This window comes from Asticcacaulis excentricus CB 48 (assembly GCF_000175215.2).
Taxonomy (GTDB): Bacteria; Pseudomonadota; Alphaproteobacteria; order Caulobacterales; family Caulobacteraceae; genus Asticcacaulis; species Asticcacaulis excentricus.
The window spans coordinates 1,301,128-1,315,949 of the sequence record NC_014817.1; the positions used below are offsets into that span (position 1 = coordinate 1,301,128).

Below are 14,822 nucleotides of genomic sequence, written 5' to 3' on the forward strand. Positions count from 1 at the left end.
GAACATCCTGTCGGAAAGAGGGCGAACTATCTCACCTTTGAAACCTCTTTCTCACAGAGCGGCGTGCGGCCCAAGTGAACGATTTGTCATTAATTTTGGCTGATCTGCGTCCCTGGCATCAGCGCCGTCAGCGCCCCCATGAACCCCGCCTGATCGTCAAAGCGCGCCGTGATCGGCAGGAAGGCGATCTTTTCGCGCCACGCCGGGCTGAGCTTTATCCAATCCTTTTCCGTGGTGATCAGGCTCGCCCCGCGGGTCTGCGCCTGCCTTTCCAGCGCCGTCAGATCGGCCTCGCTCAGCGGTTCGTGGTCGGCATAGGCGTGAAAATCGGCCACCGCATAGCCCAGCCCTTCCAGGGTCGCGCGGAACTTCCACGGCTTGGCGATTCCCGCAAAGCCCACCACCTTACCCGGTTCGCCCACAGGCATCGGGATCAGGCGCGCCACAAAGACTGGCAGGTCGCCGAATAGGCGTAAGAGCTTCTGATCGACGACGGATTTCTCGTGAGGCAACCACAGGACCACGATGTCGGCGCGTTTGAGGGCGATGGCTAGAGGTTCCCGCATCGGCCCCATTGGGAACACAGACCCGTCACCAAACGGCCAGCCGTCATTCGTAGTATCGCCATCAACGACCAGCAGGTGAATATCCTTGGCGATCTTCACATTCTGATGCGCGTCGTCGGCAATGGCGATCTCAAAACCTTCGCCTTCGATCAGGCGCAGGCCTTCGGCGCGGTCGCGCGCAATCACCATGTCATAGTCGCGCGCCAGCATCAGGGCTTCGTCGCCCACCTCGGCGGCGCTGTGGAGGGTGGGATCGACCCTGACAGGGCCGCTCAGCGACCCGCCATAGCCACGCGACAGGCCGCTGGCCCTATGACCCAGCTTTTTCAAGCGGCGCAGCAGTTCGCGCTCAATCGGCGTCTTGCCTGACCCGCCCAGCGTCGCATTGCCGACCGAGATGACGCAGACGGGCGAGCGATAGGGCTTGGCGGTCAGGAAGCGCGTGATCGTCACCGCCTCCCAGATCCACGCCAGTGGCGCCAAAGCGTAGCGGGTGAGCGGCGCGCCCTTCGCCTCGCGCTTGTACCACCAGTCGGGGGTCTTTAGTCGGCGGGCTTTAAGCGGCATCCGCCGCCTCATGGCTTTCGTCGTCCGGGGAGGGGGCGTTACCGGGCAGGAAGGGTTTGAGGTGCGCCATAACAGTATCGAGCGTCCCGGCCTCACGCTGCGCCAGCGCCTGAGCGATGCGGTGCGCGTCAAGCAGGGCCGCCGGATTGTCGATCAGCCCCTGCGCCAGAAAGCCCAGTTCCTGCCGCCCGCTGACGCGGAAGGCGGCACCGGCGTCGAACATCTGCTGATAGACGGCGTCCCAGTTATAGAGGTCCGGGCCGGTGATCACGGCCTTACCCAGCCGCGCGGCCTCCAGCGGATTGTGGCCGCCGATCTTTTCGGAAAAACTCCCTGCCATGATGACCATGTCCGCCAGCCGGAAAAACACGCCCAGTTCGCCGAGCGTGTCGGCCAGATAAATATGCGTCTCTGCGGACGGGCTGTCCAGTTTTGATCCCAATTTTGATCTTTGGGTCACTCGAAAACCGAGCGCCTCCAGATCAAGGCGGATAGCTTCGGCGCGCACCGGGTGGCGCGGTACGATGACCAACAGCGCCCCCGTCTGGCGCAGAATGTCGTCCAGCGCCGTGGCGATATAGGCCTCTTCGGTCAGGTGGGTGCTGGCGGCCAGTATAACGGTGCGCCCGGCAAACAGGGCCTCCAGCGTCTCACGTTTTTGGGCGTCATCGGGCAGGGGCGCGCCGATGGTCTTCAGATTGGCCAGCGGCCCCATCTGCTCCGCCTCGGTCCCAACCATGTCCCTCAACCGTTGATCAGAGCCGCTGTCTTGCGGCAGGATGAGGGCAAAGCCCTTCAGCAGGCTCTGCATCGAACGGCGGATGTTTTGCCAGCCCTGATGCGTTTTGGCGGTGATACGCGCGCTGATCAGCAGGCGGGTGATGCCGCGCTGATCGAGGCCTTTCAGCTGGTTGGGCCACAGGTCGCTTTCGATAAAAACGGCCAGATCGGGGTGCCAGTGGTCGAGGAACTTCGTCACCGCTTGCGGCGTATCGAGCGGCGCGTACTGATGCACGGCGCGTTCCGGCAGGCGCTGCGACAGGATTTCCGCCGATGTGGTGGTGGCGGTGGTGATGAGAATGTGCAGGTCGGGGTAGTCGTTCAAGAGTTGATTAATGACCGGCAGGGCCGACAGGCTTTCACCGACGCTGACCCCGTGCAGCCAGATCATCGGCCCGTCCGGGCGCGGCTTTCCGGCAATACCCAGCCGCTCATTGAGGCGCGCCGGGTCTTCCTTGTTGCGCGCAGCGCGGTGCCACAACAGGTTGGGCGCGATGGCGTGAAAGGCCTGCATGGCGGCGGCGTAAAGGCGGAGCATCAGGGTCATGCGGCCCTCGAAGAGGCACCGGTCAGGGCGTCGGCGCGGTCAGTGAGTGCGCTCAGGCGTTCGCCCAGCTCGATACGGCGCGCCTCAAGCTGGGCTTCGTCGGCATCGGGTGCGATGGGCGGGTGCACCTCCCACAGCATGGCCCCCACGGCGAAGGGCAGGGGGATGCGCTGACGGTCCCAGCTATTGAGCGATAGGTAGCGCGATGACGACTGCCCGATCAGGATGATGGGTGCGCCGGACATCTGTGACAGTTTCAGCGAGCCTTCGGTCATGTCGCGGGCCGGGCCGCGTGGGCCATCGGGCGTCAGGGCCACGGCATTACCGGCGCGAATCCAGCGCAGCATGTCGCGGAAGGCCTGCGCGCCGCCCTTTTGCTTGGTGGGGTCGCTCTTCTTAGCGGCTGAACCGCGGATAATGTGATAGCCGAAGAGTGTGTTGGTACGGACTGAAAAATCACCGCTTTTCGACAAAGACACCAGTATGGCGATCTTCTGCGCACGGTCGAGCGGCCAACATGCGGGGGCATAGTGCACGCGCTGATGCCACAGCAGCAACAGGGCCGGGCCGCCCAGAGCCCACACGGCTTCGGCGGCCTCACGGCCTTCGTGGGTCCAGCGCGTCGTGCGGTAGCAGAATTTGAGATAGCCGACGATCAGCCGCGCCATAAAGGCCTGAAAGCCTTCGGATTCGAGCAGGGACTTCATCCGCCCACCTCTGCGTCAACCGTCTGCGCTTCACCCGTCTCTGGCACCCGCTCGAACTGCGTGCGGTAAAGCTCGGCATAGAGGCCGCCGCGCGTCAGCAGGTCGTCGTGCGTGCCGCGCTCAGTGATGCGCCCGTCGCGCAGGACGAGGATCAGGTCGGCGTGGCGCACGGTCGAAAGGCGGTGCGCGATCATCAGAGAGGTGCGCCCGGCCATCAGCCGTTCCAGCGCCTGCTGCACCTTGACCTCGGACTGGGTGTCGAGTGCGGAGGTCGCTTCATCGAGCAGCAGCAGCGGCGCGTCTTTCAGGAAGGCGCGCGCAATGGCGATGCGCTGTTTCTGTCCGCCGGACAGGCGCGAGCCGGCTTCACCGACGCGGGTGTCGAGGCCATCGGGCAGGTCGTCGATAAATTCCAGCGCCGCGGCGTCGCGCGCCGCCTGCACGATCTCGGCCTCGGTGGCGTCAGGGCGGCCATAGGCGATATTGGCGCGGATGGTGTCGTCAAACAGAAACGGGTCTTGCGACACCAGAGCGATATGGTCGCGCAGGGATTTGAGCGTCACGGCGCGCTGTGGCGTGTCGCCGAAACGGATTTCGCCGCTCGTATAGTCGTAGAAGCGCGGAATAAGGTTGAGCAGGGTCGATTTGCCCGATCCCGACGGCCCGACCAGCGCCACGGACTGACCCGCGCGGGCCTCAAAGCTCACCCCCTCCAGCACTGGCGTGTCGCCATAGGCAAAGGTGACAGTGTCAAAGGTCACGCGGTCAAAGGGTTTCAGTGCCTGCGCGTCCGGGGCATCGGCAATTTCCGGCGCGACGTCCAGCGCGGCAAACAGCCGCCTGGCGGCCGTAAAACCTTCGGCCATCACGGTTTGCAGATTGGCCAGTTGCCGCAGGGACTGTCCCGCCGCGCCCAGATAGGAGATATAGGCGGTAAAGCCGCCCAGCGTCATGGCCCCCGACTGAGCGCGCCAGCCGGCATAGACGACGACGAGCGCCAGCACGATGGTGGTCAGGGCCTCGGTCACCGGGGCGGCGGCCGCACGGGCATTGGCACCCTTGATGATGTGCTTCTGACGCCGCGCAATAACGGCATCGACGCGGCCCTGCTCATAGGCTTCGCGATTATTGATCTTGACGATCTTGACGCCGTCGAGGCTTTCCATGATGGCGGTGGACAGCGAAGAGGTCTCGTCCATCGCGCCTTGTGCGGCTTTTTTTGTGCGGCGGTTATACTGCCCCAGCACGGCCGCAATGACCGGCCCGGCGATCAGCACACCCAGCGTCATGCGCCAGTCGATAAAGGCCATATAGGTCAGTGAGCCGATGACAATTCCGCCGTGCTGCACATAGTTGACGACACCATTGGTGGTGGCTTCGCGCATCAGCCCGGCGTCAAACAGCACCGAGGACAGATAGCTGCCCGAATGCGCTTTGTTGAGGTGGCCGAGGTCAGCATGGACCATATTGCCGAACAGTTGCGACTGAATGCGCCCCACAAGCTGATGCCCGACGCGGTTGACCGAGGTGGCTAAGCCCAGTTGCGACACCAGCCGCACCAGCGTCGCCCCGATCATCACCGCCGGCACCCAGATCAGCGGCTGGGCGGCGACAAAGGCCGGGACTTCGGACGCCGCTGCCGAATCGCTTTCGCCGAACAACAGTTCGATGCCGGGCTTCAGGCACCAGATGACAAACGAGGTGGAAACAGCGACCATGACGGCGCACGCTAGCGCCAGTCCCAGAAAGCCTTTGTATTTTTGCAGATAATCACGCCACACCCGCGCCATGACGGCGCGCGAGCCGGTCTCCGGCAGGGCAGGGGTATCGGCGGCAATGGGGGTCATGAAAACGTGTAACTCTCTGAACCTCAAACTATATAGGGATATGCCCCTGACGGGCAAAGCCAATAGTTTGTCTTCCGGCGTGGAAATCTGTATATGGCGCGCTCAACCCGTCGTCTTCTGTACTAAGGAAGCGGACCTGTCCTGTCTTATACCTCCCCGGCGTGCCGGGGAGGGGGACCGCACGAAACGGCCACAGGCCGGTGAGATGCGGTGGTGGGGGTAAGCCTCTGTTTCAGCCTGCGCGGCAGGCGGATAAGGGACACGCCCCCTCCGTCACGCCTTCGGCGTGCCACCTCCCGCGGCTCGCGGGTGGCGTATAGGAAATGGCTTTCTTTTCAGTCTGGTACCCCGTGAAGCTGTTCAAGAAACGTAAAACGCCCAAGGTTTTCGACACCTCAACGCAATGGGGGCTGTTCAAGACCTATCTGGCCTTTCTGTGGAACGACCACGCCTATCTTCGGTTAGGCTTCACCAATGCGCACTGGATCGACGACAAGATGGTGCGCACCAACCAGCCGTGGCCGTTTCAGCTCGCCTGGTTCAAAAAGCACGACCGCATCCGCACGGTTATCAATCTGCGCGGCGGGCAGGGGGCGTTTTTCGCGCTGGAACGCCATGCCTGTCAGACCTTGGGTCTCAATCTGGTCGATTTCATTGTCACTTCACGCGATGTGCCCTCCGCCGAAGCCATCCTTGAGGCCGAAAAGCTGTTCGATAGCATCCAGTATCCGGCCCTGATGCACTGTAAATCCGGGGCGGATCGCGCGGGGATCATGAGCGTCCTGTACCGTCACCTGCACCTCAAACACCCCCTGCGGGAGGCGGTTCAGGAACTGGGCCTGCGCACCCTGCATATGAAGGCGGGCAAGACGGGCGTGCTCGACTATATTTTCGACTGCTATTTTGCTGAGGGTGAACCGCGCGGTATGTCCTTTGTTGAATGGACGCAGTCGGACCTGTATGATCCGGTGAAGATCAAGTCAGACTTCAAATCGGCGTGGTGGGGCACGCTTCTGACCGAAAAGATTTTCCGCCGGGAGTAGGTGGCGGTTGCGCCTTCGCCCTTTTTCGCGCACGTTTTCGGCTTAGGCTGATCGAAACGGGGTATGGCCATGTCGCTGAAATTCATCGCTATCACGTTGACGGCTTTGACCCTGACGGGCTGCGCGTCTACGCCCGAACCCGTGGCAGGCAGCGCGCAGGCTACCCTGCCGTCGCCAAAGGCGTGCAAGGCGCGCGACCTGGTCTTTACTAAGGACGCCAACGGCAAGGGTTATTGCGTCACGGAGGCGCAGGCCAAGTGCCAGCAATCGGCGTTGCTGGTGCTGGGCGACGCGGACTGTCTCAACACGCTGATGTGGAAGGACAATAGCTCACGTCCAGACCCGCTGCCGCGCGGCACGGCGGTGACGCCGACAAAGAACTGAGGTCAAAACCACCTCCACATCGCTTTCGATGTGGAGGTGAAGAATTAGTCGTTTGCCGGGTTCAGCAGACGGTGCGCGTGGATGACGAAATAGCGCATCAGGGCGTTATCGACCGTCGATTGCGCCTTGGCACGCCAGGCGGTCTTGGCTTCTTCGTAGCTGGCGTAGGCGCCAACAAATTCGACCGCCTTGAGGTCCTTGAAGTCGGTGCTGCCGGGTGCTTGCAGTTCGCCGCCGATGACGATGTGAAGCAGTTGTTTGTCGCTCATGGTCAAACTCTCAGAGGGTTTCGAGGGAAGGAAGGGCAGCGCAACGGCGCCGGATTTCGGGATACAAGCCTGAATTGGCGCAGATCAGCGAGGCCTTGAGGCTGTCGGGGGCGTTGAAGTCGTAGGCCTGCCCCAGATGGTCGGATACGGTGGCCCCGGCCTCATGGCAGATCAGGGTAGCCGCCGCCACGTCCCAGTCGCGCTTGGGCGTCAGGGCCAGAGTAAAATCGGCGCGGCCCGCTGCCACGCACACCATGCGGTAGGCGACGGAGGGGCGAGACGTTATGCTCATCTTGGGCCACGGCTCCGGCCAGATGTCGCGGCCAAACAGGCGCGCATCGCCGATCCCCTGCGCCACGCTGAGGTCGGTGGTGGCGGAGGCGCCGATGGGTTCACCATTGAGAAATGCCCCCAACCCTTTACCTGCGCTATACATTTCCTGCGCATCGGGCGCATAGACCACGGCGGCGACTGGCTGGCGGGCCTGCACCAGACACAGGGCAATGGTCCAGTAGGGGGAGCCCTTGGTGAAGCCCATCGTGCCGTCAATGGGGTCGAGCACGAACAGGTGCGATTGCGTCAGGCGGGCGGGCGTATCGGGCGATTCCTCGCTCTGCCAAGCATAGCCGGGGCGCGCGTCCAGCAGCGCCTCCTTCAGCCACAGATCGACCTCCAAATCGGCATTGGTGACGATGGAGCCATCGGATTTATAAGAGATATTCAGCCCCTGCGCCTTGAGGTGCTGAGCCAGCGCCCCGGCGCGCCGCGCCCGGTCGATCAGCAGATCAAGCTCGTCCTGAAGTGTCGGCGCGGCCCGGCTCATCATTTGCCCCCGATGCTTAGGCCATCGACCAGTATCGAGGGGGTGTCGAGCGTCCCCTTGATCTCAAGGTCCGAGGCGGGCTCAAGGCGCGCGAAAATGTCAATCAGATTGCCAGCAACGGTGATTTCATTGACCGGGTGGATCAGTTCGCCGTTTTCAAACACAAAGCCCGACGCCCCGGCCGACCAATCGCCGGTGTCCGAATTGACGCTGGGGCCAAACATCGAGGTGATCACCACCCCGGAACGAGCGGCCCGCATAAGGTCGGCGGGGGAGCGCGTACCGGGGCTCAGCGTCACATTGTGCGCCGAAACGCCCGCTGGATGCGCCAGAGAGCGTGAAGCATGGCCGGTCGAAACCATGCCCAGTTGCCGCCCGGCGGCGCTGTTGAGCAGCCAGGTGGTCAGGATGCCGTCGTCGATAAGGGAACGCTCACGCACAGTCACGCCTTCGTCGTCATAAAGGCACGAGCCCAGGCCGCGCGGGCGGAACGGGTTGTCGATAAGGTGCACCCCTGGCGCAAACAGACGCTGACCCAGCTTATCTTTCAGAAAACTGGAGCCGCGCGCCACCGATGGACCGGAAATGGCCCCGAGAAACAGGCCAATCAGTGACTTGGCCGTGCGCGGTTCGAACAGCACCGGGGCGGTGCAGCTGTCGATCTTGCGTGCGCCCAGCGCCTTCAGGGCACGTTCGGCGGCGAGGATGCCTGTCGCTTCGGGCGTCGGCAGATCGGACAGGTAGCGCGTCGAGCGGCCTTCGCCATCGCGCTCCATGCCGCCGGTTTCGTCCGTGGCGATCAGGCGCGCCGACTGAAACGACAGGCTGGTGCGGTGGTGGCCTGCAAAACCCTCCGAGGTCAGAAGCTGCCAGCGGGTAAAGCTCTGGCCGGCGCTGGCCGCATCGCTTTGCAGACGCGGGTCGATCAGGCCCGCGGCCTCACAGGCCAGCGCCCGTTCGCGCAAAGTATCGGCGCTCAGCTCTGTGGGGTCGAAAATGTCCAGATCAACACCGTCGCCGCGCCACAAGAGCGCCGGATCGGCCAGACCGGCATAGGCGTCATCCGGGGCCAGTCGCGCCATGGCGACGCAGCGTTCGACCAGCCGCGTCAGCGTGCGCTCAGAGAATTCAGAGACCGACACCACGGCCTGTTTCCGACCGACAAACACGCGCAGCCCCAGATCGGTGGCCTCATCGCTTTCGACGGTTTCGACCGCCCCCTTGCGCACGCCAACGCTGAGCGAGCGGCTTTGAGAATAGACGGCTTCGGCGGCATCTGCGCCTTGCGCCCGTGCCAGACCGATGACGTGCGCAAGCAACGCCGTAGAATCGGTGCGGGCGGGGGTGTCTGTTTGCGTATGCAGCATAAGGTCTTTCTTAGGCGCGGCCGGGGGGCGGGGCGCAAGTCTCAATTGGAACGATTCCCCGCAAAGCATATCATAACCTTGTTTTACAGGATTATTTCCTACGGATTAGTATAATCTTTAGGGCATTCCTCTAGGTTGTGACCTCTGTGGCGCAGGCTCTGTTGACTGCGCGTCATCCTGCAGGGGTCTTATGCTGTCACTGGCCGAACGCACCGGAGACTTGCGTCGGTATGCTTACCGGCTGTTGCGCCGACTGAAGGCGAGTCACAGACAAAGCGAAGTCGATACGGCGGAGTTGAGGCGTCAGCGCGCGATTGCGTTGCGCCCGGTCGTGCGCGGTCTGTGCGGAGTGGTCGGCAGCTATTATATCGTTATTTTTATCTCCCACTTTTTCTATGAAAAAGGGATGGACCTGCCGATCATGGCCGGTCTGGGGGGGGTGACGGCTATAACCTGCCTGTCTTTTTTCCGCTGGACGCGCGGGGCCGAAAGCGTGCAACGGCTGGAAATCGCCACTTTGATCGTCAGTCTTTTGATGTACGCCAATGTGGTGGTGTCTCAGTACCTGCACTTTGTCCCGGCCAAGCTGATCTATTTTGTCCTGATGACCCTGGTCTTCGCCACCTCGGCGGTGTCGCTGCGGGTTGTGGTGCCGACCTCGCTTCTGGCGACTGGCACCATGTTTGTCATGGCGCATCATGCCGGTTTCCCGGTACTGAAACAGCACATCTGGGTCGGTGTTGGCGGTATTGTAACGGCACTGGGCATGGCGGGCATAATGCGCAGCACTATTTTTCGCGCTGTTCATGCCCGTCTGGTCGCCGAAAAACACCGGCACGAGGCGCAAATTCTGGCGCATTATGATGCCCTGACCGGCCTGCCCAATCGCCGCAGCTTTTTCACCGAGCTGGATGTGGCACTTGTGGGGGCCAAAAACGGGTACGCCTTTGATCTGGCCCTGATTGATCTCGACGGCTTTAAACCGGTCAATGACCTCTATGGCCACAGCATTGGCGACGCCCTGCTGATCGAGGTCGGCAAGCGTCTGCGCGCGGTCGTGGGGTCGCGCGGCGTCGTGGCGCGACTGGGCGGAGATGAGTTTGCTCTCATCCTCAACGGGCAAATGCCTGACGACGATCTGCGCCGCTTTGGTGAAGACCTCTGCGATACCTTGCGCCAAACCTATGTGTTGGGCGGCGGGGTGTGCGCCAACATCTCCGGCTCGGTCGGCTTCGTGCATTCGGACCCGGGAGCCCAGTGGAGCGCCTCGCAAATGCTGGAGCGCGCCGACTACGCACTCTATTACGCCAAGCAGAACCTGCGCGGTGCGCCGATCATCTTTGACCGCCGCCACGAAAACGAGATGCAGGATTTCGGCGCCGTAGATCAGACCCTGCGTTCGTCCGATCTCGAAAGTGAACTCTATATCGTCTTCCAGCCGCAGATCGATCTCAAGGCGCAGCGCACGGTTAGCTTCGAGGCGCTGGCCCGCTGGCAGTCAGAAAAGCTGGGGCCGGTGCGACCGGACATCTTCATCCGCGCCGCCGAACGCTCCGGCCTGATCAGCGACATCACCCTAATTCTCTTGCGCAAGGCGCTGGTGGCGGTGCGCGACTGGCCCCGTGATATGCGCGTCTCGTTCAATCTGTCGGCGCGCGACCTGCGCTCGCTGCCGGCCATCGCGCGTATCTGCGACACGGTAAAAGCATCCGGCGTCGATCCGAAGCGCATCGAGTTCGAAATCACCGAAACCGCCATGCTCAGCGACTTCGATCAGGCGCTGGAGGCTCTGGCGCTGCTGAAAGGCATGGGCAGCCGCATCGCGCTCGATGACTTCGGTTCGGGCTATTCCAGCTTCGGCTATATCCATCGCCTGCCGGTAGACAAGATCAAGATCGACCGCAGCTTCGTAACCCAGCTTTTGCGCCACGATTCGACGGTCAAAATCGTCAAGACGCTGATCGACCTGTGCGGCAACCTGTCGCTCGATCACGTTATCGAAGGCGTCGAGACGGCGGCGGAACTATGCCGTCTGGAAGAGATCGGTGCGCGCTATATTCAGGGCTATTACTTCTCACAGCCCATGCGCGCCGAAGCCATCACCGCCTATCTGGACGCCGAATCCTGGCGCGAGGGGCTGAAAAAGGCGGGGTAGACTTAGTCGCCCTTTTTCGACGCTCCGGACTTGCTGAGGCGATGGCAATGGCCTGATCCTAATCTTTGACCCTGGCGCCGCTGGAATTTTTCAGATCGCCGTCCTTGATTCGCTCATGACCTTTCGATCTCGCGCTTCTGAGTCGGGGTTTGCCTGGGCATGGTCCATCCTCCTGTTGGGAGGGCGGAGTATGCGCCATCACGTAGCGGGATGCGATTAGGCTTTGCGCGCCCATCCGAAAGAAGTGAGCGGGATCGACTGCGCCATCTCCGCGGCACCGGCATCATTGGGGTGCAGATTATCGGCCATGCCCAGCCCCGGCCGAAGCCAGCCGGGACGCGCCGGGTCTTCCAGTGCCTTTTCAAAATCAAACAAGCCGTCAAAGACATCGGAACGGCGCAGCCAGGCATTGAGCGCCACGCGCCGCGTCTCCTTCTCGTCGCTGTAATAGTCCTTGAAGGTCGTGCCCTTGAAGGGGGTGAGCGTCCCCGCATAGGTGCGGATGCCGTGCGCCTGCGCGCGGGCGGCGATCTGGCTCAGGCCCATCTTCAAGTCGTCCAGCGGAGCGTAGCCGGGACTGTCCGGACCGCCGGCGTGGCCGAGGTCGTTAATTCCGATCAGCAGCACGACGGCGGCGACATTCGGTTGTGCCAGCACATCGCGGTCAAAGCGCGCCAAAGCGCCGGTGCCGAAACGCGCCCAGGTGCCATGATTGAGAAGCCGGTTGCCGCTGATGCCGGCATTGACGACGCTCAGAGGGATGCGGGCGGCGCTGAGGCGCTGGCTCAGCAGGTCGGGCCAGGTTCTGCCCTGATCCGGTGTAATCCCGTAGCCGTCGGTGATTGAGTCGCCAAAGGCTACCAGTGCCTGCGTCTTGGCGGTGGCGACCTCGACGCCCGACAGCAACGGGAAGGCATTGCCGATGCCAATATCGGTCTTAGTGGTAGTCAGTTCGGGGGCCGCGGTCTGTTGCCCGTTGCTGATGTAAATAGCGCTGCGCTGGATTTCGTGCAGAGTGGTCAGGGGAGCGGGGCCCTTTAGGTACAGGCTGACGGCGAGGTCGCTGAGGGCTGCCACCGTCAGGGCAATGGGGTCGCTGAGGACATAGGCACCCGGCGAGATGGTCACGGCGGTCTGACCGTCAAAGGTCGCCGCGCGGTCGCTTTGCAGGTCGATACGCGCGCCGGACAGGCGTCTGGCGACGCGCAGTTCGTCGATGCGCAGTGGCGTGTCGCCATAGGCGTTGGACAGACGGATACGCACGGCGCTGCCGCCCGCGCTGAGGCGCACAATCTGACGCAGGGTGAGGTCCTGCGCCTGCGCTTTGTTGCCGGACGGCTCGGGCGCGGCGTACCATGAGGGCGTCCAGTGCTGGGTCGTTCGGGCCAACGCTGGAAGGGTCAGGGAGGGCACGGTCAGTGCGGCTCCGGCGGCGGTCAGGCCCGACATCAAGGCACGACGGTTCAGAGTGGACATAACGACTCCCTTGAAGGTTCTCTTGGGCTTTCGGCACGCATCTAACGCGATTTTTGAGCTGAGGGAAACAGGGTCATATTTTCTGGCGCCTGCATCCCGGAACGGGGGCGCGACTCTGCGGGCCGTCTATAGGCGATTTCATCCGAGGCTATGTAACACTGAGCGATTTGATGAGGCGGGCTAGCCCTAACCGCAGATCAGGCGTATAGCATGCTACCGTAATTGGTATGCCGGACTACGCGTGTGCTGTGTGGCCGGCTCCAGGGCTTTGTGTGTAACCCTGTCCGTTTTTTACCAGCGGACATGAGGCTTTGGGGTTATGATCGGACGCTCAGTCGCTGGCGCTATTGCTCATGACCCTTCGGTTTGAATTCATTCCCCCCAGTCCGCCGCTCGCCGCGCTGATACGCCAGCACCAGATTATCCGGCTTTCCTTTAAGGCGACGGAGACCGTTCCCGCCAAACCCTATTGGCCCCGTCCGTCCGCGTCCCTAGCGTTTTATAGCCGCGATCCGGAATGGATCAAACCGTTGGGTGCGTTAGAGCTGAGACGCAAACCGCGTGCATCCTTGATTGGTCAGCCGACGCGGACGACCTTGCGGCAAGGGGGGCGTGATTTCAGTGTGTATCAGATCGAGTTCCAGCCCGGTGCGGTCCATATCTTGACCGGCCTCGCGATACATGAACTGACCGATGCCGACCTTGATGCGGAGGCGGTTTTCCCTCCGGATTTTGGGGCTCTTATTCGGGAAATTGAGGATACGGAAGATGCCCGTCAGATGATCCGCGCTGCGGAATCCTGGATTTTGCGGCATCACCACAGGCGCAACCGCGAAATGACGGCATGCGACGCGGTCGCCCTGCAATTGCTGCAAAGCCCGACAACCGAGATTGATAGGGTAGCCCGACGTCATGGCGTGGGAACGCGGCAACTGCGTCGGGCGTTTCAGGAACGCATGGGCGTTTCGCCGAAGCTCTTTGCGCGCATAGCGCGCTTTGATCAACTCGTCCGTCTGAGCAATCGCTTTCCGACCCACGACTGGCTCAGTCTGGCCGTCTATGCCGGCTATTACGACTACCACCACCTGCGACATGATTTTCGAGACTTCTGCGGCATGGCGCCAAACGCCTTTCGGGCCGTCGAGGCAGGATCGCCAGAGCGAAAATTTGGCTTTCTTGAGGACTGATGCGTCCGTTTTTTACCACTGGCATGGCTGAGAGCATTGGTAGGCTCTGCGGGACATAACCGCATAGAGGGCTTTGACATGACGGACACTCCCAATAGCCGGGACAGCACCTTTTTCCTGTGCCTGATGGTGCTGATCTGGATAGGCATGTTCGCCGGTTTCGGTGGCGACATCGCCAAAAAATATGAACACGCACAAGGATTTCGATACCCCCTGATCGTGCATATTCATGCGGCGGCCTATGTCGGCTGGATGGTGTTGCAGACCCTTCAGATTGTCCTGATCAAGACCGGGAGATATTGCGCCCATAAGTTTCTTGGCTATCTGGGCATAGGGCTCCTGTGTTTCATGCTGGTCGTGGGGCCATGGGCGGAAATTGACTTTGAACGCCGCACACTTGGTGAACCGGGCGCCAAAACAGCCTTCATGGTGATCGCCCTGTCAGGTGTCGTGATGTTTGGGGTGCTGGCCAGCGCCGGTGTGTGGCTTCGCCGCTCGCCAGACGCGCACAAACGCCTAATGATGCTGGCGTTGATTTCTATAACGACGGCAGGGTACGGGCGCTGGCTCACGCGCCCTATCCTGAGTGGCCTGGAGCATCTCGGCCTCTCGACCAGCTTTCTGACCTTCTGGCTGGCCTTCAATGCGGCACCGATCGTACTAACGGGGATGATCGCCCTTCGCGACTTTGTCGTTTACCGCCGGCTTGTGCCCGCTTTTGTCTGGGGCACCGTCTTTATGACCTGTGTTCAGCTCCTGTCTGCGTGGATCTATTTTCTACCCGAATGGAAAGCTTTGGCCGTACGCTGGATAGGCGGATAGACCGGTCGCGGCTTCAGAGCCGCTGCCGTTGGTTTTGGCGATTAATGGGCAGGCTATATTGAGGGAACTGAGTTTTAAGTTCCCAATAGGGGCAGAAGGGCTCTCGCGCAACGGAGGCAGGGGAGGCGTTCGACAATTCACAGAAATTTGTTCTTGGTTTGTTTCCCAAGAGTCCGCTGTTAAGGATTTGTGACTCTTCACGATTCCACCCCGACCTATCACCCTGACATTTTCTGGCAGCACGAAAAGGCCGATTTCACCCTATTGACTCTTGCCGGAATT

Annotated in this window: 13 protein-coding genes; 5 read left to right on the top strand and 8 right to left on the bottom strand. The window is 61.7% G+C overall.

Going from position 1 to position 14,822, the window contains the following annotated elements; genetic code table 11:
- Nucleotides 1–89: 89 nt before the first annotated feature.
- The 4 genes from lpxK to ASTEX_RS17460 are packed head-to-tail and all read right to left on the bottom strand — an operon-like array spanning nucleotide 90 to nucleotide 5,014.
- Nucleotides 90–1,133, bottom strand: a complete 1,044-nt coding sequence (gene lpxK / locus ASTEX_RS17445) for a tetraacyldisaccharide 4'-kinase (protein ID WP_013480957.1) — start codon at nucleotides 1,131–1,133, stop codon at nucleotides 90–92.
- Nucleotides 1,123–2,460, bottom strand: a complete 1,338-nt coding sequence (locus tag ASTEX_RS17450) for a 3-deoxy-D-manno-octulosonic acid transferase (protein WP_013480958.1) — start codon at nucleotides 2,458–2,460, stop codon at nucleotides 1,123–1,125. Before ASTEX_RS17450 ends, lpxK begins: the two co-directional genes overlap by 11 nt.
- Entirely contained in the window at nucleotides 2,457–3,167 is a 711-nt protein-coding gene (locus tag ASTEX_RS17455; protein ID WP_013480959.1) for a lysophospholipid acyltransferase family protein, read from the bottom strand. The genes ASTEX_RS17450 and ASTEX_RS17455 overlap by 4 nt, the downstream gene beginning before the upstream one ends.
- Nucleotides 3,164–5,014, bottom strand: coding sequence for an ABC transporter ATP-binding protein (locus tag ASTEX_RS17460; protein WP_013480960.1), 1,851 nt, complete (start codon nucleotides 5,012–5,014; stop codon nucleotides 3,164–3,166). The genes ASTEX_RS17455 and ASTEX_RS17460 overlap by 4 nt, the downstream gene beginning before the upstream one ends.
- A gap of 323 nt (nucleotides 5,015–5,337) precedes the next feature.
- Between ASTEX_RS17460 and ASTEX_RS17465 the strand changes: the two genes are divergently transcribed.
- Both ASTEX_RS17465 and ASTEX_RS17470 read left to right on the top strand, forming a co-directional pair.
- Nucleotides 5,338–6,057 (top strand): fused DSP-PTPase phosphatase/NAD kinase-like protein, encoded by a 720-nt coding sequence (locus ASTEX_RS17465; protein ID WP_013480961.1) that lies wholly within the window; start codon nucleotides 5,338–5,340, stop codon nucleotides 6,055–6,057.
- Nucleotides 6,058–6,126: 69 nt separating this feature from the next.
- The gene (locus tag ASTEX_RS17470; protein ID WP_144004760.1) at nucleotides 6,127–6,441 is read left to right on the top strand and encodes a hypothetical protein; all 315 of its coding nucleotides are present in this window, start codon (nucleotides 6,127–6,129) and stop codon (nucleotides 6,439–6,441) included.
- Nucleotides 6,442–6,485: 44 nt separating this feature from the next.
- Here the strand turns inward: ASTEX_RS17470 and ASTEX_RS17475 are convergent, their stop codons facing one another.
- The 3 genes from ASTEX_RS17475 to ASTEX_RS17485 are packed head-to-tail and all read right to left on the bottom strand — an operon-like array spanning nucleotide 6,486 to nucleotide 8,900.
- Nucleotides 6,486–6,710: a DUF4170 domain-containing protein gene (locus ASTEX_RS17475; protein ID WP_013480963.1), complete on the bottom strand. Its 225-nt coding sequence runs from the start codon at nucleotides 6,708–6,710 to the stop codon at nucleotides 6,486–6,488.
- Nucleotides 6,711–6,720: 10 nt separating this feature from the next.
- The gene (locus tag ASTEX_RS17480) at nucleotides 6,721–7,536 is read right to left on the bottom strand and encodes an inositol monophosphatase family protein (RefSeq protein ID WP_013480964.1); all 816 of its coding nucleotides are present in this window, start codon (nucleotides 7,534–7,536) and stop codon (nucleotides 6,721–6,723) included.
- Nucleotides 7,533–8,900, bottom strand: a complete 1,368-nt coding sequence (locus tag ASTEX_RS17485) for a TldD/PmbA family protein (protein WP_144004762.1) — start codon at nucleotides 8,898–8,900, stop codon at nucleotides 7,533–7,535. The genes ASTEX_RS17480 and ASTEX_RS17485 overlap by 4 nt, the downstream gene beginning before the upstream one ends.
- A 190-nt stretch (nucleotides 8,901–9,090) precedes the next feature.
- On the opposite strand from ASTEX_RS17485, the gene ASTEX_RS17490 reads away from it, so the two are divergent.
- Nucleotides 9,091–11,055 (top strand): putative bifunctional diguanylate cyclase/phosphodiesterase, encoded by a 1,965-nt coding sequence (locus ASTEX_RS17490; protein WP_013480966.1) that lies wholly within the window; start codon nucleotides 9,091–9,093, stop codon nucleotides 11,053–11,055.
- Between the two features lie 216 nt (nucleotides 11,056–11,271).
- Here ASTEX_RS17490 and ASTEX_RS17495 read toward each other — a convergent pair whose 3' ends face one another.
- A complete protein-coding gene (locus tag ASTEX_RS17495) occupies nucleotides 11,272–12,531 on the bottom strand; it encodes an SGNH/GDSL hydrolase family protein (RefSeq protein WP_013480967.1) in 1,260 nt (419 codons plus the stop codon).
- A gap of 353 nt (nucleotides 12,532–12,884) precedes the next feature.
- On the opposite strand from ASTEX_RS17495, the gene ASTEX_RS17500 reads away from it, so the two are divergent.
- Together ASTEX_RS17500 and ASTEX_RS17505 are read left to right on the top strand one after the other, a co-directional pair.
- The gene (locus ASTEX_RS17500) at nucleotides 12,885–13,718 is read left to right on the top strand and encodes an AraC family transcriptional regulator (protein ID WP_013480968.1); all 834 of its coding nucleotides are present in this window, start codon (nucleotides 12,885–12,887) and stop codon (nucleotides 13,716–13,718) included.
- A 78-nt stretch (nucleotides 13,719–13,796) separates the two neighbouring features.
- On the top strand, nucleotides 13,797–14,540 hold the full coding sequence (locus ASTEX_RS17505) for a hypothetical protein (RefSeq protein ID WP_013480969.1): 744 nt from the start codon (nucleotides 13,797–13,799) through the stop codon (nucleotides 14,538–14,540).
- Nucleotides 14,541–14,822 lie beyond the last annotated feature (282 nt).

Coding starts and splice junctions, on each gene's coding strand:
- lpxK (WP_013480957.1), bottom strand. CDS start 1,133: ATGCCGCTTAAAGCCCGCCGACTAAAGACCCCCGACTGGTGGTACAAG.
- ASTEX_RS17450 (WP_013480958.1), bottom strand. CDS start 2,460: ATGACCCTGATGCTCCGCCTTTACGCCGCCGCCATGCAGGCCTTTCAC.
- ASTEX_RS17455 (WP_013480959.1), bottom strand. CDS start 3,167: ATGAAGTCCCTGCTCGAATCCGAAGGCTTTCAGGCCTTTATGGCGCGG.
- ASTEX_RS17460 (WP_013480960.1), bottom strand. CDS start 5,014: ATGACCCCCATTGCCGCCGATACCCCTGCCCTGCCGGAGACCGGCTCG.
- ASTEX_RS17465 (WP_013480961.1), top strand. CDS start 5,338: ATGGCTTTCTTTTCAGTCTGGTACCCCGTGAAGCTGTTCAAGAAACGT.
- ASTEX_RS17470 (WP_144004760.1), top strand. CDS start 6,127: ATGTCGCTGAAATTCATCGCTATCACGTTGACGGCTTTGACCCTGACG.
- ASTEX_RS17475 (WP_013480963.1), bottom strand. CDS start 6,710: ATGAGCGACAAACAACTGCTTCACATCGTCATCGGCGGCGAACTGCAA.
- ASTEX_RS17480 (WP_013480964.1), bottom strand. CDS start 7,536: ATGATGAGCCGGGCCGCGCCGACACTTCAGGACGAGCTTGATCTGCTG.
- ASTEX_RS17485 (WP_144004762.1), bottom strand. CDS start 8,900: ATGCTGCATACGCAAACAGACACCCCCGCCCGCACCGATTCTACGGCG.
- ASTEX_RS17490 (WP_013480966.1), top strand. CDS start 9,091: ATGCTGTCACTGGCCGAACGCACCGGAGACTTGCGTCGGTATGCTTAC.
- ASTEX_RS17495 (WP_013480967.1), bottom strand. CDS start 12,531: ATGTCCACTCTGAACCGTCGTGCCTTGATGTCGGGCCTGACCGCCGCC.
- ASTEX_RS17500 (WP_013480968.1), top strand. CDS start 12,885: ATGACCCTTCGGTTTGAATTCATTCCCCCCAGTCCGCCGCTCGCCGCG.
- ASTEX_RS17505 (WP_013480969.1), top strand. CDS start 13,797: ATGACGGACACTCCCAATAGCCGGGACAGCACCTTTTTCCTGTGCCTG.